General features: G+C 63.9%; 22 protein-coding genes and 2 pseudogenes. 17 read left to right on the top strand and 7 right to left on the bottom strand.

Annotated elements, in window-relative coordinates; genetic code table 11:
* Positions 1-151: 151 nt before the first annotated feature.
* The 12 genes and pseudogenes from ACM62G_RS24110 to ACM62G_RS24165 all read left to right on the top strand — a co-directional run.
* Complete coding sequence (locus tag ACM62G_RS24110; protein ID WP_273820917.1) at positions 152-820, top strand: GntR family transcriptional regulator; 669 nt, start codon at positions 152-154, stop codon at positions 818-820.
* 71 nt (positions 821-891) lie between these two features.
* Positions 892-1,701 carry an ABC transporter substrate-binding protein gene (locus tag ACM62G_RS24115; RefSeq protein ID WP_273820918.1) on the top strand — a complete coding sequence of 270 codons (810 nt, stop codon included), beginning with the start codon at positions 892-894 and terminating at the stop codon, positions 1,699-1,701.
* 12 nt (positions 1,702-1,713) lie between these two features.
* A complete protein-coding gene (locus ACM62G_RS24120; protein ID WP_054064273.1) occupies positions 1,714-2,490 on the top strand; it encodes an amino acid ABC transporter permease in 777 nt (258 codons plus the stop codon).
* 2 nt (positions 2,491-2,492) lie between these two features.
* Positions 2,493-3,272, top strand: a complete 780-nt coding sequence (locus ACM62G_RS24125) for an amino acid ABC transporter ATP-binding protein (RefSeq protein ID WP_419735763.1) — start codon at positions 2,493-2,495, stop codon at positions 3,270-3,272.
* Positions 3,273-3,343: 71 nt separating this feature from the next.
* Complete coding sequence (locus ACM62G_RS24130; RefSeq protein ID WP_419735764.1) at positions 3,344-4,954, top strand: gamma-glutamyltransferase family protein; 1,611 nt, start codon at positions 3,344-3,346, stop codon at positions 4,952-4,954.
* 205 nt (positions 4,955-5,159) lie between these two features.
* Positions 5,160-5,477, top strand: coding sequence for a helix-turn-helix domain-containing protein (locus ACM62G_RS24135; protein WP_419737554.1), 318 nt, complete (start codon positions 5,160-5,162; stop codon positions 5,475-5,477).
* Entirely contained in the window at positions 5,470-6,732 is a 1,263-nt protein-coding gene (locus ACM62G_RS24140) for a type II toxin-antitoxin system HipA family toxin (protein WP_419735765.1), read from the top strand. Before ACM62G_RS24135 ends, ACM62G_RS24140 begins: the two co-directional genes overlap by 8 nt.
* Before the next feature lie 104 nt (positions 6,733-6,836).
* Positions 6,837-8,336, top strand: coding sequence for a glycolate oxidase subunit GlcD (gene glcD / locus ACM62G_RS24145; protein ID WP_419735766.1), 1,500 nt, complete (start codon positions 6,837-6,839; stop codon positions 8,334-8,336).
* Positions 8,336-9,391 carry a glycolate oxidase subunit GlcE gene (gene glcE, locus ACM62G_RS24150; RefSeq protein ID WP_419735767.1) on the top strand — a complete coding sequence of 352 codons (1,056 nt, stop codon included), beginning with the start codon at positions 8,336-8,338 and terminating at the stop codon, positions 9,389-9,391. The genes glcD and glcE overlap by 1 nt, the downstream gene beginning before the upstream one ends.
* Positions 9,392-9,395: 4 nt before the next feature.
* Complete coding sequence (gene glcF / locus ACM62G_RS24155; RefSeq protein WP_419735768.1) at positions 9,396-10,631, top strand: glycolate oxidase subunit GlcF; 1,236 nt, start codon at positions 9,396-9,398, stop codon at positions 10,629-10,631.
* A gap of 158 nt (positions 10,632-10,789) precedes the next feature.
* Positions 10,790-11,572 (top strand): annotated as a pseudogene (locus ACM62G_RS24160) (MCP four helix bundle domain-containing protein); the annotation flags it as partial.
* Positions 11,573-11,833: 261 nt separating this feature from the next.
* A pseudogene (locus ACM62G_RS24165) lies at positions 11,834-12,430 on the top strand (methyl-accepting chemotaxis protein); the annotation flags it as partial.
* Between the two features lie 27 nt (positions 12,431-12,457).
* On the opposite strand, the gene ACM62G_RS24170 reads toward ACM62G_RS24165, so the two are convergent.
* The 5 genes from ACM62G_RS24170 to ACM62G_RS24190 form a co-directional block, all read right to left on the bottom strand.
* Positions 12,458-13,603 (bottom strand): class II histone deacetylase, encoded by a 1,146-nt coding sequence (locus ACM62G_RS24170; RefSeq protein ID WP_419735769.1) that lies wholly within the window; start codon positions 13,601-13,603, stop codon positions 12,458-12,460.
* Positions 13,604-13,617: 14 nt separating this feature from the next.
* On the bottom strand, positions 13,618-14,796 hold the full coding sequence (locus ACM62G_RS24175; RefSeq protein WP_273820932.1) for an MFS transporter: 1,179 nt from the start codon (positions 14,794-14,796) through the stop codon (positions 13,618-13,620).
* A gap of 21 nt (positions 14,797-14,817) precedes the next feature.
* On the bottom strand, positions 14,818-15,699 hold the full coding sequence (locus tag ACM62G_RS24180; protein WP_054057349.1) for a transporter: 882 nt from the start codon (positions 15,697-15,699) through the stop codon (positions 14,818-14,820).
* A 113-nt stretch (positions 15,700-15,812) separates the two neighbouring features.
* On the bottom strand, positions 15,813-16,775 hold the full coding sequence (locus tag ACM62G_RS24185) for a helix-turn-helix transcriptional regulator (RefSeq protein WP_054057348.1): 963 nt from the start codon (positions 16,773-16,775) through the stop codon (positions 15,813-15,815).
* 235 nt (positions 16,776-17,010) lie between these two features.
* Positions 17,011-17,943: a LysR substrate-binding domain-containing protein gene (locus ACM62G_RS24190; RefSeq protein WP_419735770.1), complete on the bottom strand. Its 933-nt coding sequence runs from the start codon at positions 17,941-17,943 to the stop codon at positions 17,011-17,013.
* A 107-nt stretch (positions 17,944-18,050) separates the two neighbouring features.
* Between ACM62G_RS24190 and ACM62G_RS24195 the strand changes: the two genes are divergently transcribed.
* A complete protein-coding gene (locus tag ACM62G_RS24195; protein WP_419735771.1) occupies positions 18,051-18,662 on the top strand; it encodes a glutathione S-transferase family protein in 612 nt (203 codons plus the stop codon).
* A gap of 332 nt (positions 18,663-18,994) precedes the next feature.
* Here the strand turns inward: ACM62G_RS24195 and ACM62G_RS24200 are convergent, their stop codons facing one another.
* The gene (locus tag ACM62G_RS24200) at positions 18,995-19,942 is read right to left on the bottom strand and encodes a helix-turn-helix transcriptional regulator (protein ID WP_419737555.1); all 948 of its coding nucleotides are present in this window, start codon (positions 19,940-19,942) and stop codon (positions 18,995-18,997) included.
* A 179-nt stretch (positions 19,943-20,121) separates the two neighbouring features.
* Here ACM62G_RS24200 and ACM62G_RS24205 point away from each other — a divergent pair, with 179 nt between their 5' ends.
* On the top strand, positions 20,122-20,550 hold the full coding sequence (locus tag ACM62G_RS24205; protein ID WP_054064259.1) for a hypothetical protein: 429 nt from the start codon (positions 20,122-20,124) through the stop codon (positions 20,548-20,550).
* A 27-nt stretch (positions 20,551-20,577) separates the two neighbouring features.
* Positions 20,578-21,228, top strand: coding sequence for a hypothetical protein (locus ACM62G_RS24210; RefSeq protein WP_054057354.1), 651 nt, complete (start codon positions 20,578-20,580; stop codon positions 21,226-21,228).
* A 93-nt stretch (positions 21,229-21,321) separates the two neighbouring features.
* On the opposite strand, the gene ACM62G_RS24215 is transcribed toward ACM62G_RS24210, so the two are convergent.
* Positions 21,322-22,677 carry a hypothetical protein gene (locus ACM62G_RS24215; RefSeq protein ID WP_419735772.1) on the bottom strand — a complete coding sequence of 452 codons (1,356 nt, stop codon included), beginning with the start codon at positions 22,675-22,677 and terminating at the stop codon, positions 21,322-21,324.
* 573 nt (positions 22,678-23,250) lie between these two features.
* Between ACM62G_RS24215 and ACM62G_RS24220 the strand changes: the two genes are divergently transcribed.
* Positions 23,251-23,388: a PA0050 family protein gene (locus ACM62G_RS24220; protein WP_017904532.1), complete on the top strand. Its 138-nt coding sequence runs from the start codon at positions 23,251-23,253 to the stop codon at positions 23,386-23,388.
* A gap of 147 nt (positions 23,389-23,535) precedes the next feature.
* Positions 23,536-24,585 (top strand): nucleoside hydrolase, encoded by a 1,050-nt coding sequence (locus ACM62G_RS24225; protein WP_054057342.1) that lies wholly within the window; start codon positions 23,536-23,538, stop codon positions 24,583-24,585.
* Positions 24,586-24,869 lie beyond the last annotated feature (284 nt).

Genomic DNA, 24,869 nt, shown 5'->3' on the forward strand with positions numbered 1-24,869 from the left:
CCCCTCTGTTCCCCCTCAACCGTCCATCTCCCATTTGCGAAGCTCTTTCCCTTCCCTATCAGTCCCTTAAACCTCCGCCCTGCAACCTGGCACACAGTTTGCTTTTTTGCATCCATGGATAATTGGATACAAAAATACAAAAGGTGCCGTCATGCAATTCGCTCCCGCCTATGTAGACCGTCAGCCCCAGACCGCCGAGGAGGAGGCCTATAACTTCCTGCTGCAGGCCATCTGTAGCGGCCGCTACCGCCAGGGTGACCGCCTGATTGCCGAGGACATCGCCACGGAAATCGGCATGAGCCGCATGCCGGTGCGCGAGGCCTTTCGCCGTCTCGATGCCCAGGGCCTGGTGACCCTGCGCCCCAACCGCGGCGCGGTGGTCAGTGGCCTGGATATCGATGAGCTGCATGAGGTATTCGAGATGCGCAGCGCCCTTGAGGGCCTGGCGGTGCGGATCGCTGTCGGCCGTATCGGCGAGCGTCAACTGGCGGCGCTGGAGCGCATGCTCGACGAGATGGACGACTATCGCGATGACGGTGCGCAGTGGGTCAGTCGCCATCGCGCTTTCCACGAACATTTGTGCAGCTTCAGTGGTCGCCCGCGGCTGATGAAGCAGATTTTCGCGCTGTACTCGCTGATCGAGGCGCCCATGCGCCTGTGGCTGCAGCACGGCGAGAAACCCCTCAGCGCCCGCGATGAACACGCGGTGATTCTCGATGCGATCCGCTCCGGTGATGCGGCGAAGGTCGAAGCAGTGGTTCGCGAGCACATCGAGGGCACCGTGCCGGCGCTGATCCAGTTCCTGCAATCGGAAAAATAGAGGCGGGTCCGAACCCGCCCGTGTGTTGACTTTGAATCCTGCCGTTTTCCAACGAAGTGGAGTGTCTGGTCATGCATTTACGCCGTGCCTTGCTGCTGGCTGTTTCCCTCGGGCTGTCCGCGCAATGGGCCGCCGCCGCCGCGCCCCAGGTGCCGGAGCGCCTGAAGTCGGTCGAAAAACTCACTTATTGCTCGGGGATGGATTCGCCACCCCTGGTGTCCTTCGACGAAGCGCAGAAGCCCCGCGGGCTGACCGTCGACCTCGGCCTGGAGATCGCCAGGCGCCTGGGCAATAAACCGGTGCAGTGGCGGGTGATTCCGTTCTCCGGCCTGGTGCCGGCGCTGCTCGCCGGGCAGTGCGACATGATCGTCGACCAACTGTTCGACAAGCCCGAACGGCGCCAGGTGATCGATATCGTCAACTACATGTACTCCAGCCAGGCGGTGGTGGTACCCAAGGGCAATCCAAAGGGGCTCAAGACCCTGGACAGCCTGTCCGGGCACAAGGTTGCGGTGCTCAACGGTTCCACCATCAAGACCCTGCTCGACGCCGAGAACGACAGCCTGACCAAGGCCGGCAAGGCGCCCATGAAGGTGGTGGTCTACAACACCGACACCGACGCCTTCCAGGCCCTGCGCATCAACCAGGTGGATGCCTACGGCACCACGGTCGAGACCGCCGGCTACTACGCCGCGATGGCGCCGGACCTGTTCGAGGAGGGCGTGCCGGCCTTCAGCCGCATCCTTACCGGCCTGGGCATCCGCAAGGACGACGCGCAACTGAGCGCCGCGGTGCAGCAGATCGTCAACGACATGCGCAGCGATGGCAGCTACGCCAAATTGCTGGGCACCTGGCATGTCAGCAGCGACACCCTCGACTGAGGAACAGCCTCGATGAACTTCAACTGGGATGTGTTCTGGCAGTACCTGTTGCAGCCCAGCGGGGTGTACCTCACGGGGCTGTGGCTGACCTGCCTGATCGCCGTGCTGGCCATGCTGCTGGGCTGCGTGCTGGGTCTGGCGGCGGCGCTGATGCGCCTGTCCGGCAACCCGCTGCTGCAATGGCCGGTACGCTTTTACGTGTGGCTGATGCGCGGCACGCCGTTGCTGGTGCAGATCGTCTTTCTCTACACGGCACTGGCTGCGGGGGGCGTCTTTCGTTTCGAGGATATCTCGCTGTTCGGCCTGGTGGTGCCCGGCAATATCCAGGCGGCGATCATCGCCCTGGGCCTGAATGAAGGCGCCTACATGGCCGAGATCATCCGCGCTGGCATCGGCGCGGTGGACAAGGGCCAGTACGAGGCCGGGCGGTCCCTGGGCATGACCTTCGGCAAGCTGATGCGCCGCATCGTGTTGCCCCAGGCCTTTCGGGTGATCGTGCCGCCGATCGGCAACGAGTTCAACGTGATGCTGAAGAACACCACCCTGGTCAGCGTGATCGGCGTGCAGGAGCTGTTGCTGAGCACTCAGATGGTCACTTCGGCGACCTTCCGTGTGTTCGAGCTGTACCTGGTGGTGGCCATCTACTTCCTGCTGCTGACGACCTTGTGGGGCTTCTTCCAGCGCTGGCTGGAAAGCCGTTCCGGTCGCTCCGACCGGCCGGATTCGTCGCCGCCGGCCGCCAGCCGGATGTTCGGCCGCGGCTCCCTGAAACTGCTGAGAGGACGCTGAGCATGGCGCACAAAAGCGAAGAGCTGGTGATCGAGGCGCTGGACATTCACAAGTCCTTTGGCAATCTGCCGATTCTCAAGGGCGTGTCGCTGCAGGTCCGGCGCGGTGAAGTGGTGGTGCTGATCGGCGCCTCGGGCTCGGGCAAGACCACCTTCATCCGCTGCATCAACCTGCTCGAAGACATCCAGGGCGGACGCATCCGCGTCAACGGCCATGCCATGGGCTATCGCGAGCGTCCCGACGGCAGCCGGGTGCGCGACTCCGAGCGCAATATCGCTCGCCAGCGCCGGGACATCGGCATGGTCTTCCAGCGCTTCAACCTGTTCCCGCACATGACCGCGCTGGAAAACATCATCGAGGCGCCGATCCAGGTGCTCGGCGTGCCCAAGGCCGAGGCCCTGGAGCAGGCCTGGCAACTGCTGGCCCGGGTCGGCCTGGCGGACAAGGGCGGGCATTACCCGTCGATGCTTTCCGGGGGCCAGCAACAGCGGGTGGCGATTGCACGGGCCCTGGCGATGAAACCCCAGGCGATGCTCTTCGACGAGCCCACCAGCGCCCTCGATCCGGAAATCGTCGGCGAGGTGCTGCAGGTGATGAAGGAGCTGGCCGAGGAGGGCATGACCATGGTCGTGGTCACCCATGAAATGGGTTTTGCCCGGGAAGTCGCCGACCGCGTGGTGGTGCTCGACCAGGGCGAACTGATCGAGCAGGGCCCGCCGGAACAGATCTTCAACCATCCGACCCATGCCCGTACCCGAGCCTTTCTCAGCCGCGTGCTCTGAGTCTATTCGTCGAATTTGTCCGCGGTGCGTTGCTGCGGCCCATGAATGCCCCTATTTCAAGAGCCTTTGTCATGTTGAATCTCTCTGCCCATGAATATCCCTATCCGTCGCAGCGCCAGAGCGTCTTCGCCCGCCGCGGCATGGTCGCCGCCTCCCAGCCTTTGGCAGCCCAGGCTGGCATTGAAATGCTGCACAAGGGCGGCAATGCGATTGATGCCGCAATCGCCACGGCTGCTGCACTGACCGTGGTCGAACCGACGGGCTGCGGGATTGGCGGCGATGCCTTCGCCCTGGTCTGGACCCGGGGTCAACTGCATGGTCTCAACGCGAACGGCCAGGCGCCTGCCGCGCTCGACAGGGCGTCGGTCAAGGCGGCCGGCCACGCCGAGATGCCGCTCTACGGCTGGACCCCGGTCACCGTCCCCGGCTGCCCCTCGGCCTGGGCGCAGTTGTCGCAGCGCTTCGGCAAGCTGCCGTTTGCCGAGCTGCTGCAACCGGCCATCAGCCTGGCCCGCGACGGCTTTCCGGTGTCGCCGGTGGTCGCCCATCAATGGCAGATCGCGCTGAACGAATTCACCCCGCACCGCGACGGCGTGCTGCAGGCCTGGTTCGACACCTTCCTGATCGACGGCCGCGCCCCCAGGGCCGGTGAGCTGTTCAGCAATCCGGCCCAGGCCGATACCCTGGCGGAACTGGCCGCCACCCGCTGTGAAAGCTTCTACCGCGGGCCGCTGGCCCAGCGCCTCGACGCCCACTCACGCGCTACCGGCGGCTACCTGCGCGCCAGTGACCTGGACGGTTACCGCGCTCAGTGGGTCGACCCGATCCATATCAACTACCGGGGCGTCGACGTCTGGGAAATCCCTCCCAGTGGTCAGGGCCTGGTGGCGCTGATGGCGCTGAAGATCCTCGAAGGCTTCGACTTCGACCATCGCGACAGTCAGCAGACCTGGCACCGGCAGTTGGAGGCGATGAAGCTTGCCTACAGCGACGGCCTGCACTACATCACCGACCCGCAGCACATGCGCGTGGCGGTGCAGCAATTGCTCAGCGACGACTATGCCCGGCGCCGGCGCGGGCAGATCACCGAACGGGCCCAGTCGCCCAAGCCGGGCGACCCTCATGCCAGCGGCACGGTGTACCTGGCGACAGCGGATGCCGAGGGCAACATGGTCTCGTTCATCCAGAGCAACTATCACGGCTTCGGCTCGGGGGTGGTGCTGCCGGACAGCGGGATCGCCCTGCAGAACCGCGGGCAGGAATTCAGCCTCGACCCCGCGCACGCGAACTGCCTGGTACCGGGCAAGAAAACCTTTCACACCATCATTCCCGGATTCCTCACCAGGAACGGGCAGGCGCTGGGACCGTTTGGCGTGATGGGCGGCTACATGCAGCCGCAGGGGCATGTGCAGATGGTGATGAACCTGGTGGACTTCGGGCTCAATCCGCAGGCGGCCCTGGATGCACCACGCTGGCAGTGGCTGGGCGGTAACAAGGTCGGGATCGAGCAGGGCGCGTCGCGGGATCTGATCAATGCCCTGGCGCGCCGGGGGCATGAGGTGTTGGTGGCCAGTGACCTGACCGACTATGGACGCGGGCAGATCATCTTGCGCGACCCGGTGAGCGGGGTGCTGTGGGGCGGGACGGAGCCGCGGGCGGATTCGGTGGTGGGGGTTTGGTAGGAGAGCCGGGTTTCTGATTGGGTGGTGGTGTCCCGAGAGGGGGCGTGATCGCAGACGAATTTCTCTGGTAAATCCATTGTTTTGTGGCTTATATGGAGATATCTGCTTTAAAACCCATATCCTGTGGTTTATCGCCTTGAAGGTGCTGCCACTTAATTCTAATATCTTGTGTATTAAGTAGCCTGACTTGGCGGTAAAGCACATTATGTTGGATTTAAGCTTCAGTAAGCCCAATGAGATTGTCAGACGCCTCTGCGAGCGCCTGCGCACCGAGCGGCTCGCTCAACAGATGACCCAGGCTGATGTGGCCGGTCGCGCGGGAGTTGGGGTCAACACGGTCTCCAATCTGGAGGCGGGGCGTAATGTGGGGTTCGAAAACGTGATTCGAGTAGCGATGGTCCTGGGTCGAATCAAGGAGCTTGAAGCGCTCTTCTTGCCGAGGCTGGACAGCCTTGAAGACATTCGCCGCTACGAAAATGGTGCCAAGCGCCAGCGGATCAAGAGAAAACCCGAAAATGCTTGAGCAGGTCGAGGTCTACTACGAGGGCTGGGGCGAGCGCTGGCTGTGGGGCACGCTGGTGTCTACAACCGCCATCACCCGTCGACCGCAAATTGTGTTCGAGTACAGCGATGAGGCGAAACGCAGGGGGCTGGAGTTGTCCTCTTACGCACTCTCTTTGAAAGGACCTCAACTGCGCCAGGATTTCCCTGTCCACCAGTTGGGCCTGCCTGGCCCCGTCTATGATGCATTGCCGGACGGTTGGGGCATGTTGTTGATGGACCGCATGTTCAGGCGCCGCAACCTCAACACGGCGCGCATAGGGCCTCTGGAGCGATTGGCCTACATTGGCAGCAATGCCATGGGCGCCATGTCTTTCGAGCCCGTGGTGCCTGAGGGACAGACGCCGCAGGTGCATATCTCCCTGGACCTGCTCGCTGCCGAGGTGCAGGAAGTACTCAGGGGCGAAGGAGGGGAGTTCCTGCAGAGGCTACTGCTGGTAGGGGGCTCGCCTCAGGGGGCCAGGCCAAAGGTGCTGGTCTATCGCGATCCCCAGAGCGACGCCTTTACCACCGCGGTCACACCGGGTTTCGAAGCCTGGCTGGTCAAGTTTCCGGCCAAAGGGGAGCACCCTGAAGTGTGTGCTATCGAAATGGTCTATGCCGAGTGCCTGCGCCAATGTGGCATCCAGACGCCGGACACACGCCATTTCACTCTGCCCGACGGGCAGGCGGCCTTTGCCAGCAAACGCTTTGATCGTCAGCACGGCCAGCGTGTGCCCATGCAAAGCCTCGCCGCCTTTACCGGCGCCGATTATCAGTCACCGGGGAGTCTGGATTATGTCAATTTCCTGCGGGCGACGCAGATGTGCACCAACGATGTACGGGAGAAAGCGCTTGCGTTTGAGCGTGCCGTCTTCAATGTTGTGTTCAACAATCGGGATGATCATCCAAAAAACTTTGCGTATCTCATGTCGCCAACCGGACAGTGGAAGCTCGCACCGGCCTACGACGTAACGTTCTGTGAGGGGCCGGGTGGCTATCACCAGATGGACGTGATGGGTGAAGCCCTGGCGATCGACCGGGAGGCCGTGCTCAAGCTGGCAGAGGAGGCTGAGGTATCAAGGGAGAAGGCGGGCCTGATGATTGGCCGCATTTCTCAGGTGGCCCGTCAGTTTGCATCCATCGCCGAGCGCCAGTACCCGCAAGCGATCACGCAGCAAACCCTGCGACTCATTCAAGGGCGTATCGACGACAATATTGGCCTGTTGCGGGCATAGGGGAACCTGAGCGGGCGTCTATTCTCCGCCTGTGAATCGCAAAGTCATGTATTCATGCCTAGGCTGACCAGGGCACAAAAACAATAGCCATGAGCCTGGTGACCATGAATATTCTCCACGATGAGAGCGTCGATGGCGTTCTGCCGCGGGTCGATAAACAACGGCTGTTGTCCGCACTCGCAGCCGACATCCCGGACCTGACCGTGCTCAGCCGCAGCGAAGACCTCAGGCCCTATGAGTGCGATGGGTTGTCCGCCTATCGCACGATGCCGTTGCTGGTGCTGCTGCCCGAGCGGATCGAGCAGGTCGAGTCGATACTCGTGATCTGCCACCGCTTGCAGGTTCCCGTTGTAGCACGCGGCAGTGGCACCGGCCTGTCCGGGGGCGCGTTGCCGTTGGAGCAGGGCGTGCTGCTGGTGATGTCGCGCTTCAACCGGATCCTGGAGATCAATGCGCAGGGGCGTTATGCCAGGGTCCAGCCCGGCGTGCGCAACCTGGCCATCTCGCAGGCCGCGGCGCCGTTCAACCTTTACTACGCGCCCGACCCCTCGTCCCAGATCGCCTGCTCGATCGGCGGCAATGTCGCCGAGAATGCCGGCGGCGTGCACTGCCTCAAGTACGGGCTGACCGTGCATAACCTGTTGCAGGTGCAGATCCTCACCGTCGAGGGCGAACGGTTGACCCTGGGTGCCGAGAGCCTGGATTGTCCGGGTTTCGATCTGCTGGCGCTGTTCACCGGCTCCGAGGGCATGCTCGGGGTGGTGACGGAGGTGACGGTCAAGCTGCTGCCCAAGCCCCAGGTGGCCAAGGTGCTGCTGGCGGCGTTCGACTCGGTGGAGCAGGCCGGTGCCGCGGTCGGCCGCATCATCGCCGCGGGCATCATTCCCGGCGGGCTGGAGATGATGGACAACCTGGCGATCCGCGCCGCCGAGGACTTCATTCATGCCGGCTACCCGGTGGACGCGGCGGCCATCCTGCTCTGCGAGCTGGATGGGGTGGAGTCCGATGTGCATGACGACTGCACACGGGTTCGCCGGATCCTGGTGGAGGCGGGGGCCACCGAGGTGCGCCAGGCCGAGGATGAGGCCGAGCGGGTGCGCTTCTGGGCCGGGCGCAAGAATGCCTTTCCCGCGGTTGGGCGTATCTCGCCGGACTACTACTGCATGGACGGCACCATCCCCCGGCGGGCGCTGCCGGGGGTGTTGAAAGCGATCGCCGAGCTTTCCCGCGAGCACGGTCTGCGTGTGGCCAACGTCTTTCATGCCGGTGACGGCAACATGCACCCGCTGATTCTCTTCGATGCCAACACGCCGGGTGAACTGGAGCGGGCCGAGCAGCTTGGCGGGCGGATCCTCGAACTGTGCGTGTCGGTCGGCGGCAGCATCACCGGTGAGCACGGCGTCGGCCGCGAGAAGATCAACCAGATGTGTGTCCAGTTCAACGCCGACGAGCTCACCGCGTTCCATGCCATCAAGGCGGCCTTCGATCCGGCGGGGCTGCTCAACCCGGGCAAGAACATTCCCACCCTGCACCGATGCGCCGAATTCGGCGCCCTGCATGTGCACAACGGTCAATTGCCTTTTCCTGAACTGGAGCGCTTTTGATGCACGAGAGAGCTTTCGACGCCAGTGCCCAACTGCTCGATCAGGTCAAGGCCGCGCTGGCCTCGGGTACCCGTCTCGACATCCGGGGCGGCCAGTCCAAGGCCTGGCTGGGCCGGGCGGTCCAGGGACAGGTTATCGATACCCGTGCCCACCAGGGCATCGTCAACTACGATCCCACCGAATTGATTGTCACGGCACGGGCCGGGACGCCGCTGCGGGTGCTTGAGGCGACCCTGGCCGAGCACGGGCAATGCCTGCCGTGCGAGCCACCGCATTTTGGCCCCGACGCCACCGTCGGCGGCATGGTCGCCGTCGGGCTGTCGGGGCCGCGCCGTCCCTGGGCGGGCTCGGTCCGTGACTTCGTGCTCGGCACGCGGGTGATCAGCGGCGAGGCGAAGCACCTGCGTTTTGGTGCCGAGGTCATGAAGAACGTCGCCGGCTACGATGTCTCCAGGTTGATGGCCGGCAGTTTTGGCTGCCTGGGCCTGATCACCGAGGTGTCGCTGAAGGTCCTCCCCAGGCCACGTGCGGTGGCCAACCTGCGGCTGGACATGGAACTGCCGCAGGCCATGCGCCGTCTGGCCGAGTGGGGCCGGCAGCCGCTGCCGATCAGCGCGGCCTGTCATGATGGCCGCGTCCTGCACCTTCGCCTGGAAGGGGGAGAGGGATCGGTCCACGCGGCCCGTGAGCGCCTGGGCTGCGAGACCGTCGAGCCAGGCTTCTGGGAGGACCTGAAGGAGCATCGCCTGGCGTTCTTCGCCGACTCGCGGCCCCTCTGGCGCTTGTCCGTGCCGGCGATGGCCGCGCCACTGGATCTGCCTGGCGATCAATGGGTCGACTGGGGCGGCGCCCAGCGCTGGCTCAAGAGCGAGGCCGAGCCTGAGCGGATTCGGCATGTCGTCAGCCAGGTCGGAGGGCATGCCACCTGTTTTTCCGGTGGCGATTCGCCCTTCCACCCGCTGCCGCAAGGGCTGCTGCGCTATCACCGCCAGCTCAAGCGCCGGCTCGACCCGCAGGGCATCTTCAACCCGGGCCGCCTGTACAAGGAGCTGTGAGACCATGCAGACCCATCTGAGTGAACAGGCCCGGGCCCTGCCTCGGGCGCAAGAGGCCGAAGCGATCCTGAGGAGCTGCGTGCACTGCGGGTTCTGCAACGCGACCTGCCCGACCTACCAGTTGCTGGGTGACGAACTGGATGGGCCCAGGGGGCGCATCTACCTGATCAAGCAGATGCTGGAAGGGCAGGCCCCAACGGCCAGTACCCGCCAGCATCTGGACCGCTGCCTGAGCTGCCGCAATTGCGAGTCCACCTGCCCTTCGGGGGTGAAGTACCACAACCTGCTGGATATCGGCCGGGCCGTGGTCGAAGAGGCGGTTCCGCGCTCGCTGTCAGAGAAGTCCCTGCGTACCGGTCTGCGCCTGGTGCTGGCCGAGCCTGGGGTATTCAGCCTGTTACTGCGCACGGGGCGTGCATTACGCCCGGTACTGCCGCAGGCACTGAGGGACAAGATTCCGAGCGAGGTACGGCCCGCCGGCAATCGGCCGCCGGTACGGCATGCGCGCCAGGTGCTGATGCTCGAGGGCTGCGTCCAGCCGAGCCTGTCGCCCAACACCAATGCGGCGGCGGCAAGGGTTCTGGATCGGCTGGGCATGAGCGTGCTGCCCATCCGCGAGGCCGGCTGTTGCGGTGCGCTGGACTACCACCTCAATGCCCAGGAAAATGGCCTGGAGCGTGCTCGCCGCAACATCGATGCCTGGTGGCCGGCCGTGGAGGCCGGGGCCGAGGCGATCATCACCACGGCCAGCGGTTGTGGGGCCTTCGTCAAGGAGTACGGCCAACTGCTCCAGCGTGATCCCCGGTATGCCGACAAGGCTGAGCGAATCAGCTCCCTGGCCGTCGACCTGGTCGAAGTGCTGCGTGCAGAGCCATTGCAGGAGCTGGCGTCGGGGATTGACCTCAAGGTCGCGTTCCATTGCCCCTGCACGCTGCAGCATGCCCTGCGCCTGGGCGGAGCGGTCGAGCAGGTGCTGGCGCGACTGGGTTTCAATCTCACCGCAGTACCCGACGGCCACCTTTGTTGTGGTTCGGCGGGCACCTACTCCCTGACCCAGCCCGAACTCGCCCGGCAATTGCGGGACAACAGGCTCAATGCGCTCGAAAGCGCGAACCCGCAGGTCATCGCGACGGCCAATATCGGCTGTCAGATCCATTTGAATGGGGCCGGCCGCACCCCTGTACGCCATTGGATAGAGCTGGTGGATGAGGCGTTGGCCCCGGCAACCAGCCCCGGATGAGTACAGGGGATGCAGGTACGGGAAGCCACCGGAAGGGGACCAGGGCGCAAATAAACCCATTCATGCCCCTTAAGGCTGCCCAGGCACGGTCGATAGGATGACTATACTCGCGCGACCGTGCGGTCACAGCTCATCCCCTCTCTAGTACAGGTTTGCCCATGAACTGGTTCTACAACGCCAAGATATCCACCAAGCTTTATCTCGCTTTCGCCTTTTGCGCCACCATCACGTTGGTGGTGGGCATTCTTGGCAGCCTGGGAATCGGTTCGTTGTCTTCGAGCCTGCAACTGGTGTTTTCCAACAACCTCGTGTCGGTCGCCAAGACCGCCGAGGCCCGCTCCTTTGCAATTACCCAGAGCCGTGAACTGTATCGCTTGCTCTCAATCGCCGCTGCGGGCGGTACGGCGTCAGAGCGTAGCCCCATTGTTGCGGCCATGAAGGACAGTCGCGAGAAGAGCGAGCGTGCCTTCGCCATCTACCGCGCCACGCCGCTGGCCGATGACGAGCGCGCCGCCGGCGATCGCATGGTGAAGGATTGGCCCGCCTATCAGGCACTGGTCGACCGCGCGGTGGCGACGATCGACGGGGGTGATCTGTCGGCGGCCAGGCGGCTCATATCCGGTGAGGTGCACGATGCTTTTCGCACCATCAACGATGAGTTGACCATCATGGTCGAATCCAACAACCGCCAGATCGGTGAGGGCAGCGAGGATGCGCGGGCCACGGAAGCCTCCGCCAAACTCAACTTGTACATCGGTATCGGCCTGGCCTTTGTGGCGGCCGTCGTGTTGGGCATGTTCATCAGTCGTGTGATCAGTGCCCCGCTCGTATCCGCTGTTCGCAATGCCCAGCGTATCGCCGGCGGCGATCTCACCCAACCGATCGAAAGCGGTCACCGGGATGAGGCTGGTCAACTGTTGACGGCGCTCGGGGAGATGCAGGGCGGTCTGAAGGGTACCATTCAGCAGATTGCCAGCGCCGCGGATCAACTGGCGTCGGCCGCTGAAGAACTCAATGCCGTGACCGAGGAGAGCAGCCGTGGCCTGACCCGGCAGAACGACGAGATCCAGCTGGCCGCCACCGCCGTCACCGAGATGAGCGCGGCGGTCGAAGAGGTGGCGCGCAATGCCACTTCGGCCTCGGAAGCGTCCGGGCAGACCAGCAAGGAGGCTGCCAGCGGTCGCGATCAGGCCCGCGAAGCGGTCAAGGCCATCACCAGTGTGAACAACGAGATTGGCCAGTCGACGGTGATCGTCGATGAGTTGGCCGGCAGTGTGCGCGATATCGCCAAGGTGCTCGATGTGATCCGCGGTATCGCCGAGCAGACCAACCTGCTGGCGCTCAACGCGGCCATCGAGGCGGCCCGGGCCGGTGAACAGGGGCGCGGCTTTGCGGTGGTGGCTGACGAAGTGCGGGCCCTGGCGGCCCGTACCCAGGCCTCGACCGGTGAGATCGAGGCGATGATCGCCAGCGTGCAGTCGCGCGCCGACGACGCGGTCAAGGCCATGGGCAACAGCCGGACCCTGGCCAGCAGCACCCAGGAGCTGGCCCAGGCGACGGGCGAATCCCTCGAACGCATCGCCCAGAACATCGCTGCGATCAACGACCGCAACCTGCTGATCGCCACGGCCTCGGAAGAGCAGGCCAACGTCGCGCGCGAAGTGGACCGCAACCTGGTCAACATCCAGGACCTGTCCACCCAGACGGCGGCCGGCGCCAACCAGACCAGCGCCTCCAGCCAGGAACTGTCGCGTCTGGCTATCTCGTTCAACCAACTGGTGGGCACCTTCAAGCTGTAAGGACCCGGTGTCGGGCTGCCGAGGCGGCTATCCCGCAGCTCGCCGGGCGGCGTCGCTTTCGGTGGCCTGGAACCAGGCCTCGCGCTGGCTGTCCAGCAACTGGCGCTGCCAGGCCTGCATCTGGCTGTTGGGCTGCTGCTGACGGATGAACGCCAGCAGCGGGTCCACCACCGCGGTACGCACGCCCGACAGGGCCTCCAGCGTCGCCAGGCCACAGAACGGCACGTACGCTTCGGCATAGCCGCCTTCATGCACCAGCACCAGACGACCACCGCACAGGTGATCAGCCACCTTGCGTACCTTGGCGGTCATCAGGCGGAACGACTCGCTGTGCAGCAGCATCCGCGCCAGCGGATCGACCGCGTTGGCGTCGTAGCCGCAGGCGACGAGGATGAGTTCCGGTTCGAAGCGCTCCAGCGCGGGAATGACCAGCGTGTCCATGGCGTACTGATAGGCGTCGTCGCCGCTGCCCGGCAGCAGGGGGATATTCAGGTTGGTGCCGACGGCAGGCCCCTCGCCGCGGTCTTCGGCACCGCTGTAGCCCGGTGGGAAGCAGCCTTCCTGATGCAGCGAAATGGTCAGGACGTCACTGCGCTCGGCATAGATCGCCTGCGTGCCGTTGCCGTGATGCACATCCCAGTCGAGCACCGCGACCTTGCCCAGACCGTGGCGGGCCTTGGCCGTTTCGATGGCCACGGCTATGTTGTTGAGGAAGCAGAAGCCCATGGCCTGGTCGGCCGAGCAGTGATGCCCCGGCGGGCGCGACAGCGAGTAGGCGTTGCTGGCCTCGCCGAGCAGTACCGCCTCGACGGCGGCAATGGCCAGGCCGGCCGACAGCCTGGCGATCTCGAAGCTGCCCGGCCCGATGGGCGCGTCGTTGCCCAGGCTGCCGCCGCCAGCGTCGCTTAACGCCTGGAAGCGCTGCAGATAGTGGGCCGGATGCACCCTGAGCAGGTCGGTGTCGGAGGCTGGCTCGGCGCTGCGCACTGCCAACTGGCGGGTCAGGCCGCTGACATCCATGAGGTTCTTCAGGCGTCGTTTGGTTTCCGGCGACTCGGCGTGTCCGGCCGCCGACGGCGGTTGCACCCAGCCGCCCACCGGCAAGGTCAGGGCGTGCAGCCCGGCGCTGTGCCACAGGCTGAGTTCGTCGAAGAAAAAGGCGGTCTTGTGCATGTTATCGGTCTCTTTCAAGGGTGTACGGTAGCAGCGGCACCTGGGCGCCGGCCCGCGAGGATCAACAGCAGCGACAGCAGCGTCAGGGCCGCCGCGCCCAGGAGTGTGGTGCGGTAGTCGCCGCTGGCCTGGATCAGGTGCCCGGCGATCCCGGGGCCGATGGCCAGGCCGGCGCCGATCACCAGGTTGCTGAGGTTCATCAGCCGGCCGCTGGGGTCGAGTTCGGCCAGGCAGGCCAGGATCAGCGGCAGGACGAAGGTCCAGGTGAACTTGAAGATCAGCGCCGCGCAGGCGAAGCGCAGGGCGGCCGGTTCGTTCTGCAGGAGCAGCACGGCGCCGAGCATCAGTGCGTAACCCAGGATCAGCAGCGGGGTACGCGGCAGGCGGCCACCGATCAGGGCGGTGCACGCCGCGCCGACGATGCCCATCAGGGTGGCGATGGCCAGGATCTGGCCGCTGTCCTGGGGGCTGATCGAGGCATGGCTGGCGATGCCGCCGATGAAGGTCCAGACGCCGCTCAGGCTCACGTAGAAGCACAGGATGGCCAGGATCCCCAGGAGCGCGCGGCCCTTGGCGATCGATGCCCGGGGCTGATCCGCGGCGCTGCTGAGGGCAATCGGGAAGGTGCGCACCAGGGGCAAGGCCACGGCCATCAGGGCGGCGAGGCTCAGGTAGCAGGCCGCCAGGCCATGGCGGGCAAACAGCAGGGGCAGTACCTGCAGACCGATGGCGCCGAGGACCAGTTGTCCCAGCACCCAGAAGCCATACACGCGGCTGCCATTGCCCATCAGGGCGGCACTGACCATGCACAGGATCATCAGCGACCCGCCGCCCAGGCCCGCGGTGATGCGCATCAGCATCAGCAGGGAGTAGTCGCTGACCAGCGCCGAGAGCAGGTTGCCGACGACGAACAGGGCACCGGCGAGCAACCCGGCCTTGCGCAGGTCGACCCGCTTGAGCCACCAGAAGGCGGGCACTGTCGCCAGGCTCATGGCGCCCAGCTCGGCCATGAACAGGTTGCCGATCCGGGCCGGTGCCAGCCCCCACTGACTGGCGAGCTGCGCCGCCACGGCCGGGGCCGTCATCAGCAGGGAAGGGGTGATGGCCGCCAGCACCACCAGGGCGATCATCAGGGGCCGTTGGCGGGTGATTGCCGGGGCGGATACCTGAGTGTTATCGATGGAAAGGCTCATGAAGGAACGCTCCGGTGCGGGTTAAAACACATGGACCAGACGCAGCAGCGCCTGACTGCCGTGGTAGCCGTTGTCGGTGTCGACATTGCGGGTCAGGGCCAGCAGCCCCTGGTTCCGCTTGTCGAACCAGTGGCCCAGCTCGAAGCCGACCTGGGTGTAGCGCTGGTGGGTGTCGGCCAGGCGGTTGTCATTGAGGCGCAGTTCCCCGCCGTCGGCGTGGATCAGGCGCAGTGCGCCGTAGGTGGCGGGGGTGAAGTCGTAGGAGGCGAAGGCCTGCAGGCGATAGAGCGGGTCCTGCTTGAGCGTCGAGCCGTAGTAGTCATCATTCTTGCCGTAGACCTGGGCCTCGAGGTTGGCCTCGAGCAGCCACTTTTCGCCGATGCCCTGGGTGAAGTTGTAGACGAAGTGTCCGGCCCAGCGGTTGGCGCCGGGCGAGACGTCCGGGTTCTGGCTGTGGTATTCGCCCACCGGCAGGCTGATCAGGCTCAGGAAGCCGCTGTAGGTGCGGCTGGCCGGGTTGTTGATCAGGTACAGGGTGCCGCCGACCTGCGGATCGCCGAACCCGCTCTCGTGGCTGCGCGAGGTGGCGCCGGGCAGGCGGGCGTCGATGTCGGCGAACGGTACGATGAACTGCGGCGTGCACAAGGTGCCGCAGATGTCGGTGAAGATCAGCTGGCGCCAGGCCAGGGCGTTGACGTTCAGGTCCGCCCGGCCGGTGCTGTTGGCGCGGCCGTGGTAGTCATTGTCGCGGGTCATGGGCAGGTAGAAGACGCCCAGGGTCGTGCCCACGGGAGCGCTGACGAAGTCGCGGGCGTTGAGGTCGGCGGCCTGGGTGCCCGTCGAGCCAAGGGCGGTGGTCAGTGCCAGTGCTGCGGTAAAGCCGGGTGCGTGGGGCGATTTCATCGATCAGGCTCACTTCTGTCGGGAGAGGAGGAAGGGCAGATTTCAGGCATGAGGGCGCCCAGGCCGCCGGTGGGGCGGCAGGATTGCTCAGCATGGAAGACGTGGCCGGGTGGTCAGTCGGGTGTGGCGCGCAGCAGTTGGGCGATGCGCGCCTTGTCCTTGACCCCGAGCTTCGTATAGATCGTGCGGATGTGATGGCGCACGGTGTTCGGCGCCAGGCCCAGCTCGCGGGCCACTTCCTTGTAGGTCTTGCCTTCGCCGAAGCCCTGGGCGACGTCGTACTCCCGTGGGCTCAAGCGTTGCAGTGGCGTGCGCGGACGGGCCGCGAGCACGAACAGGTCTCCGGTGCGGGAAATGCTCAGTTGCAGCGTGCCCAGTGTCTGTTCGCCCTCGGTGATCGCAATGGGCAGGTTCGGCCCGCTCCAGTCGGCAAAGCAGCCCAGCCAGCGCTCGATGAAGCCGCGTTCGGCGCACTGCAGGGTGCCTTTGCGATCACACACGGCCAGGGCCAGGTTGTGCGGGGAGTCGAGGCTCTCGCGCTGGGCGATCAGGGTGCGGATCTGGTTGGCTGAAATGGCCGCCGCCAGGTGCGGCATCACGTGGTCCAGCAGCAGCCGGTCGGTGTCGCTGAAGCGCGGCTGGCCAGGGCTGCGGTACAGCGCCAGGTGTTCACTCAGTTGTGTCAGCGGGTCGATGACCATCACGCACAGCAGCTCCTGGATGCTGTGCCGCGCTCCCAGCCAGCGCAACCCTTCAGTGCTGTGCATGTCGATGATCACGGCCTGGCCCGGGTGCGAGTGGGTCATGGCAAGGGTGATGTCATCCTCGTGGATGCAACGCCAGTCCTGCAGGTAGTCCGCGGGCAGGTGAAACAGGTGATTGCGGTGCTCTTCAAGCATGCCGTCAATCAGGGCGGCGCGCCCCCACCAGGCCTTGTCGAAGGAGACCAGCCCCTGCAACCGGGCCAGCATCGCGTCATGAAAGTGCTCGACGCTCCGGTCATTGGCCAGGCGCTGGATATCCAGAAGGGCGCTGCTGAATAGGCTCAGCAGCATGTTGCCGGTAGGGCTGCTCATGGGCGGTACCTCGGTGCGACCTGTTATTTTTATTGGCACGCGATCGGTTGGACCAGACGCCGGGGACGGCGTGGGCAGGGCCAGTGGGGGCAGTATCCGCCGGGGGATGGGGGATGGCTATCCTACAGATGCAGGATGCGGAACCCCCAGGGTGCCGTGCGCCGGCCCTGAAGATCGACGACAGGCCCGACTGGCCGCTCTAAAAAAGGGTGGAGGGTGGTTTTGAGGGGAGTCGTTACCCAAAAGGCTCTCTTTGTGGTTCGCCCATGGAGGAGGCTGTACCCGCGGACGCCATGTACTGCTCGGCCTCTGCCAGCAGCCACGCTGCAAAGGCATCTCGCCGTGCTGCCGAGCGCGACTGCAGAGGTTGTACCAGCCAGTAGGGGTAGGGATAAGGCACGACATGCTCGGACAACTGCACCAGTTCTCCCCGCTGGATGGCGTCATGCACCAGGCTGCGACGCTCCAGGGCGATCCCCTGGCCCAGGGTCACGGCGCGCAGGACGAGGTTGGAGTCATTGCTGCGCAGGCCTCTTCGAGGCGCCTCGATATCCAGGCCCGCGGCCTGGCACCACGGCTGCCAGGACTCCATGCTGAAGATGATCGGGCTGTCGACGATTTCTGCGGGTGTTCCTGGAAGGCGCCCGCCATTGAAATGCGGGGCGGCCACCACGACCGACTCATCCTGGAACAGCAGGCGGCTCTCCACGCCCTCCCAGTCGCCACGGCCCATGCGAATGCCGATGTCCATGTTTTCCTTGGGCGAGCGGGACACCGCCAGGCTCGCCTGCAGACGGACATTCACGTCCGGGTGCATGGCCTGGAACCCGGGCAATCGGGGTACCAGCCAGTGGGCGCCGAACGAGGGTACGACGGCCACGACCAGTTCGCTGGCGGCGGGCTGGGTTTTGACCGAGCGCGTGGCTTCAACGATGTGGCCGAGGGCTTCGCGAATCTGCAGGGCGTACAGCCGTCCATCCTCGGTGACCCGCACCCCGCGGCCCTCACGAGCCAGCAAGGTCACGCCCAGGGTCTCTTCCAGCAGTTTGATCTGCTGGCTGACCGCTGAATGGGTGACGTGCAGTTCCCTGGCGGCCGCGGTCACGCTGCCCAGGCGGGCCACGGCCTCGAAGCTGCGCAGGCAACTCGTGGGAGGGATATCGAACATGTAAGTCAGGCTTACCAAAAGTGACAGTATTTACCGATATTACGCCGATTTTCAGTCAGGTAGTGTAAGCGGGAGTGAAATAACCCCTGATGCAAGGAGCTGGAATCGTGAAACTACTGGGTATGCTGGATTCACCTTACGTGCGCCGCGTTGCCATCTCGCTCGATCTGCTCGGTGTCGAGTTCGAGCATGCGCCGCTGTCGGTCTTCAGCCAATTCGATGCCTTCGCCGCGATCAATCCGGTGGTCAAGGCGCCGACGCTGGTGCTCGACGACGGCACGGTGCTGATGGACTCCTCCCTGATTATCGATTACCTCGAAGCGACCCAGGCTCACGGCCAGGGTTTGTGGCCCCGGCAGCCTCAGGCGCTCGCCAGTGCATTGCGCACCACCGGCCTGGCATTGGCCGCCTGCGAGAAGGCGGTTCAACTGGTCTACGAGCGCAAGTTGCGCCCGGCCGAAAAGCAGCACCAGCCGTGGATCGATCGTGTCATCGGTCAACTGGTTGCCGCCTGCCGGGCGCTGGATCAGCAAATCGCATCGATGGCACGGGATTCAAGCGGGCGTCCGGATCAGGCCGCGCTCTCTGCGGCGGTGGCGGGGTCGTTCATCGAGCTGATGCTACCCGACCTCATCAGACTGGAGGACTTTCCGGCCTTTCATGCACACACGCAGCGCCTGGAGCAGACCGAGCTGTTCAAGCGCTACCCAGTGCAGTAGTTCTGGCTGGCGGAGATATCCTCCCAGAGATCCACAGACTCGATCTGCCGGTGCGTGGTGTCCGTGTCGATCTTATAAGTCGACAAAACGATCAGCCTGGGTCAGTAGCAGGGCAAAGAGACGCGGCATTTTCTGGCAGGGCAGGCGCATTGGCTCGATCAGTCGCCTGCATAGCGTTGGCTTGGGTAGTCAGTGGGGAAGGGCGGGTCTGGCGGCGTTGAGGAGGGCAAGTTGTTCAGGCCTGGTGCGAGCAGCCAAGGGAGCGGCAGTTCAGCTCACTTGGGCATAACGCTCGATGGGGGGTTGCCCGCGTCGTTACTCGAACAGCTCCGTCATCCCTCCGCCCCCGGCGCATACCCAAAATACGCCTTGTACGCATGATTGAAATTCGCCGGATTGGCGTACCCCAACCGATACGCAATCTGCGCTACCTGCCATTTCTTCTGCTGCAACAACGTCCGCGCCAACTCCATCCGCTGTTGCCGCACATACTCCAGCATCGACTGCCCGAACACCTGCCCGAACGCTCGTCGCAAGGTGGTTTCGCCGACTCCCAACTGCTGCGCCAAAGCCAGGCTGCCAGGCGGATCGAGCAGGTTGGCATCCAACTGCCGCCTTGCCTCATGTGCCAGATCCCGCTGCCCACGCATCGCCGGTGTTGGCTTTTCATCCTTCGTCTTGAGATGCGCCGCCAGTTCCACCAGCACCGCCAAACTGAGGCTCTCCTGATGCAGGCGTTCGAGCGCACCTTCGTACGGCGAATGATAAAGCCGCTCCAGCAGACTCCCCAGCGCCCGGCAACGCTTGAGCGCCGAGAACTGCATGCCCTTGTCGAGCAGCCCGAGCAAGGATTGCAAGGTTGAATCCTCTTCGGCCAGTTCCCGCAGGTAGTCACCGGCGATCCGTAGCCCGGCCATGCGCGCATGGCTGCCGGCCGGCAACTGGTCCACCGCCTCCATGCTCTCGCTCAGGCCCAAAATATGCGGGGCACCGATGGTGTACTGATTGAGCCGACCGTCGACCCGATGCTGCCACTGCCCGTGCAGCACCTGGACGATGCACAGGCTGCCGGGCAGTACCTTGTCGATGCGCAGGGGCTCGGGGAACTGCAGGTCGCAGTCGAAGTACTGCAGGTGCGGGCGCACGGTCCGTGCACGATAGTGACCGCTGGCGCTGCCCAGCACCTGGCCGATCGCGGGATCGAGCACGCCGGTGTGTGCCAGCGAGGCGGGGCGGTCGAAGCAGAATTGTGTATCCAGATAGGCGTTCCAGCGTTCCATCGACACGGCGTTTCCATGAAAACTTGGCTACATGGTCACAAATGTTAACGCGATCACGGGCACGGCGTCAGCGCTTGTGATCGACGGCGTGATTGTTGTGGGTGGCGGCCATGGCGGTTGGCAGTACGCCGGGGGCGGACTTCAATAGTCGCCCCTCCCACCTTCAAGGAACCTGAACGATGCTCGATTTTCGCAAGTGGGCGCTGCTGTTCGTCACCACGCTGGCCCTGCTGGCCGGCTTCGCCCAGGCCGAGGAACGCCCGCCGGTGGCGGACAAGGTCCTGGCCTATTCCGGCCAGCAAGGCGTCAAGGTCTGGACCCTGCGTATCGGTGAGCGCAGCGATAACCAGGCGCTGGTGCAAGTGGAAGACGTGGACCATGACTGGAACCTGCGCATCCAGAAAATGAATGTGGAGAAAACCGCGAAGGACACCCGCTATTCCACCACCGTCGATGGCCAGAAGTTCGTCGTGCTGATCCTCCAGGAAGGCTGGGGCGAGCTGTATCTGCCGGGCGAGTCCAAGGCCCTGACCGTCGGCTATGACGAGAACCTGTCCAGCCGCGGCGATGCTCAGGCGTTTCTCACCGAATACCTCAAGAAGCAGTAAGTGATGAGCCAAGAGAGCGAGACTCCGATGACCAATCCTCAACAACCCGACCTGTCGGCCAGTCTCGGCGGTGAGTACGACCGCTTCAGCGCCGCCCAGCGCGAGCAGACGATCGCCGAACTCAAGCAGGTGATCGAGCGTGTACCCGAGCAGTCCGAGTTCACCAACACCGGCCGCTACAAGTTGCTCGGCCCGCTGTTCACGGTGATTGCGCTGGGCATGCTGGCCCTGGGCGTGCATCATGGCAAGACCGGTCTGATGGTCTGTGGCGGGTTCCTGGCCCTGCTTTTCCTGCTGGTCACCTGGCAACACCGCAACGCCGGTCAACACGCATTCATGCGCCTGACCCGTCGCCAGTTGTTCGTCGACACCCTCAGTGCGCCGGTCAACCTGGCGGACGTCGTTGACATCTTCGTCAAGGACGAGGGCCTGGTGACGCTGCAGAAGCTGACCCTGCGTCCCGGCAGCCCACTGCCGACCCACCGTGCCGTTCGGCAGTTGTTCGGCAACCAGGCCATGGCGTTGAAGAAGCCGGAGCCGCACATCCGCATTCATTCGGCAGGGCTGATGAGCAATGGCCGCAAGCTGGACTGCGACGAGATCGACGCGCTGCTCAATGCCTATTGGCAGGCCGCACATGCTCAGCAGGAACTGGATGCGTTGCAGCGCAACGGTTGAGAAAGCGGGCACGGCTTCGGCTCGTGCCCACCGCGTGAATGCTTGCTGAATCAAGTCCAGCTCCAGGCCACCCGGCCCGGAGCCGGGCCATGGTTACTCAAGCAGTCTTTCCAGGCTTGGGTCGCGAATCACACGCTGCAATGGCAACTGAGGCGCGCTGTCGGACTTCAGCATTTTCAGCTTCGGACTGGCCACTTTCGTGCAGGCGTTGCCGCCGTTCGCATAGATCCCGCCCATGGCACACTTCCATTCATAGAAGTTCGCCAACCCATTCGACATCTGCAGGCTGAAGTCCGTGCTCTGGGTACCCGGCGTGAACGGATGACCGGCCTGGATGTTCTGGAACCACTTCATCCACTCAGGCGAACCCACCGGTGGGATATCCTGTTTCTTCTGGAAGGTGGGGTTCATGAGCGCTTTTTGCGGCGACTCGGCCGTCATGTGACAGCTCTGGCAGGAACTGACAGGGTTGTCCACCGGACCGTTGAGGCGGCCGTTCCAGCCCAGGTGGGCCGGTGGCAGCTCGTTGGTATTGGCGTTGATGGCGGTCTGTTTCAGCGCCTTGTTGATCCGGGTCTCCGTCGGCTGGGGATTGGTGAAATCATTGCCGGTTTGCTGCGGATCGTTGCCCCACATGATCCCCACCGGTACCAGGTTGTCCCAGCCAGCCTTGCCGGTCTTGGCGCCGTTGTACTGGAAGGTGCCAAAGAGCCAGCCAGTGTCGCTCATGCGCGTGTCACGTACGGCGACGTCCATCTGAATCAGGGCCACCTCCTTGACCGAGCGCGTCGTGGAGTCGAAGGTATCGGTGATGTAGGCCTGCCACAGGACCGGGTTGACCAGGAACGGCACGCTGCTGCGGTCGATGTCGGCGAACAGTGCCTTGCACACCACCGTGCCGTTGGGGAAGCTGTTGGGCTTGGAGGTGTAGCTCGGGTCCGGGTTTTGCGGATCTTTCCAGACCTGGCCGATGGTGTAGGCGCCGATGTCGTTGTAGATCCCCACGGCGTAGGTCTGGCCGCTGGCTTTTTGTGTTTTCGCCAGTTGCAGGGCCTTGATCTCCGCTTCCTTGGTCAACCCGTGAATCCCCTCGCGCCCCAGCGGACCATAGTGCTGCCAGGGCATGTGGAACCACTGGCGGACCTTGTTTTTCTGCACGTCCCAGTCGGCCTCGACATTGCCTTCCAGGCAGTAGCGCTTGGCCTCGTCCATATAGGTCCGCCAGGTTTCGAAGTTGTTGTCCGGCTTGGCGGGCAGTTTCTTGAAGAATGCCGGTGGCGAGCCGGTCGGCGGCTGGGTGGGGTAGTTCTGGCTGAGGACGAATTTGGGGCCGGGGTAATCCTTCGGTGGCGCATAGCCGTAGTCGGGATAGGTGCCGGCCTGGGCGGCGATGCTGAACAAGGCGGCCGCCACCGCCAGTCCTGTGAGGGTTGTCTGGTGCTGGTTCATCGATTATCTCCTTGATGGAAAATACGCCGGGCATGGTTCGAACAGGCGTTCGTTGAATGCCGGGCTTTCCTTTCTTTCTTGGTATGAGTCTCGGTTGGCCATCGAGACGGGCTTCACGGGTCAGCAGGGTCTGGGACAGTTCACCTCCTCGGCGGTGCCGGACAAACGAGTGCCATCCCCGGCAACTGCCGGAAATGCGGAAAAAGAGGGGAGACGGAGTGTGCGCAACGGATGCGAGAGGAAATTGCCTATCGACTCCTTGTCGATCGCGTGCCGTTCTTCCTTGCTACAGGTGTAGGCGACTTCCGTAAAAACGCCATGCTCTGGGTGAAAAATAGCGGCCTTTCGGTTGCCCGGGGTTCTGCGAACTGCATCGGACCTGTGGCCGTCCACCACACTGGCGCGTTCGATAGAGCTGATCTTTACTCTCCGGCGACTCGTGGGCGAGTGTCGGGAGGGGATCCCTGTGTGGGGCCGCTGCCGGGAGCGATCGTCTGCGAGTTTCCGTGATGACCGACTGTACCCTCGACCAGGGACAGGGAACGTTCGATTATTAACCTTAGGAAGTTGCAAATGAAGAAAGTACTGTTGGCCGTGTTCCTGCTCTGTGGCGTCTCTCTGACTGCCCAAGCCGCCTGCCCGGTGTTCGGCCCGTCCAAGGATCCGTGCAGCGGACCGGTGTTCGGTCCGTCGACTTGCGAATGCCCTTGAGGTAGGTCGCATGGCGGATCCGGTGTGCCGGGGCCGTCAAGGATTCTCTGATCAAGTCACCACAGGCCATCCGAACGCTTGGGCAGCAGGATCGTTTTGTATTGGAACCGGACTTGAATGCGTTATTTAGCCAGGAGGGCTAAGGATATGTCTGCGCAACCGCTTACACATGTGCTCGTGGATACCGATGTCGATTTCGACGACTACATGGCCATCTCGTATTTGCTCAAGCACCATGCGATCAAGGTTGACGGCATCACCGTGACCGGAGTGGGGGCTGTTCACCTGAGTCACGGCGTGGAAAACATCAACAACTTCCTCACGCTGTTCAATGACAAGACCATCGAGCAGACGCCGGTCGTGGCGGGCTTCCAGCGTCCGCTGCTGTATAGCAACACCTTCGCCTTCGATACACGCCAGGCGGCGGATAAACATTACGACGCCGCATTTCCCCGCAAGAATGCCAACCCGACGCGCACCGGCGCGGTCGAGTTCATCAGGGAAACCCTGGAAAGCGCTGACCACAAGTTCACCGTGCTGCTGATCGGCGGCGGCACGACCTGGGGCCACCTGTTCCGGCAGGCCAGGACGGACGCGGTCTTGCAGAAACTCTTGCGCAGCAAGGTCGAGCGCATCGTGGTGATGGGGGGCAACCTGCTGCCGCAGTACGTCAAGCCCGGTGCGGGCGGCAACATCAAGGACGCGCTGGGGTCTACGCCGTACTACACCAACGAGGTGGCCGAATGGAACATCTTCCTGGACCCACTGGGCGCCCAACTGGTCTTCGACAGCGGGATTCCCGTGCAACTGGTGGCGCTCAATGCCTCCAATGATATTCCCATCACCCAGGATTTCGTGCGCCAGCTCTCGCAGATCAAAGATCCGGTCGCACAGTTCCTCACCCAGGTGCTGGGCAGCTCGACCATCGTCCACGGCATCGGCAACTACCTGTATTTCTGGGACCCGCTGGCGGCCGTCGCCATCACCGATCCGCAACTGATCACATTCAAGCCCTACAAGCTGCGGGTGGAGCAGGAACTGAACGAGGAGCAGGACACCAGCGGGCAACTGATCCCGGACGAGGCCAAGTCTGCGGTCGACGTTGCTCTGGACGCCGCCAGCGGGTTTGTCCTGTCGCTGTATCTGGCCACTCTCGCAGGTCGATCGACCGAGGCCACGGTAGAAAACACGCGATGATCGTCAGGGGCTGCGTGGCCCCACAAACGGCAACGCCAGGGAGCACCGGTCTCGTCGAGTCTGACCCTGCGTTGCCCATTCCCCTCTTGCAGACAATGGAAATGCTGTTGCTTCAGGACACTCCACGGCCTGGGGCAGCGGTCACTTCAACGGAGTGAAAACATGAACCTCAGAACGGTGCTTGGCCGCTCGATCGTGTGCCTGTGTGGTTTATTGGCGACCTTTTCGATCCATGCGGAAAATTTCATTGTGGCGACACCGCAACAGGGTGTCGGCATTGCAGT

The sequence above is a fragment of the Pseudomonas sp. COR18 genome, assembly GCF_048568395.1.
Lineage (GTDB): Bacteria > Pseudomonadota > Gammaproteobacteria > Pseudomonadales > Pseudomonadaceae > Aquipseudomonas > Aquipseudomonas fuscovaginae_B.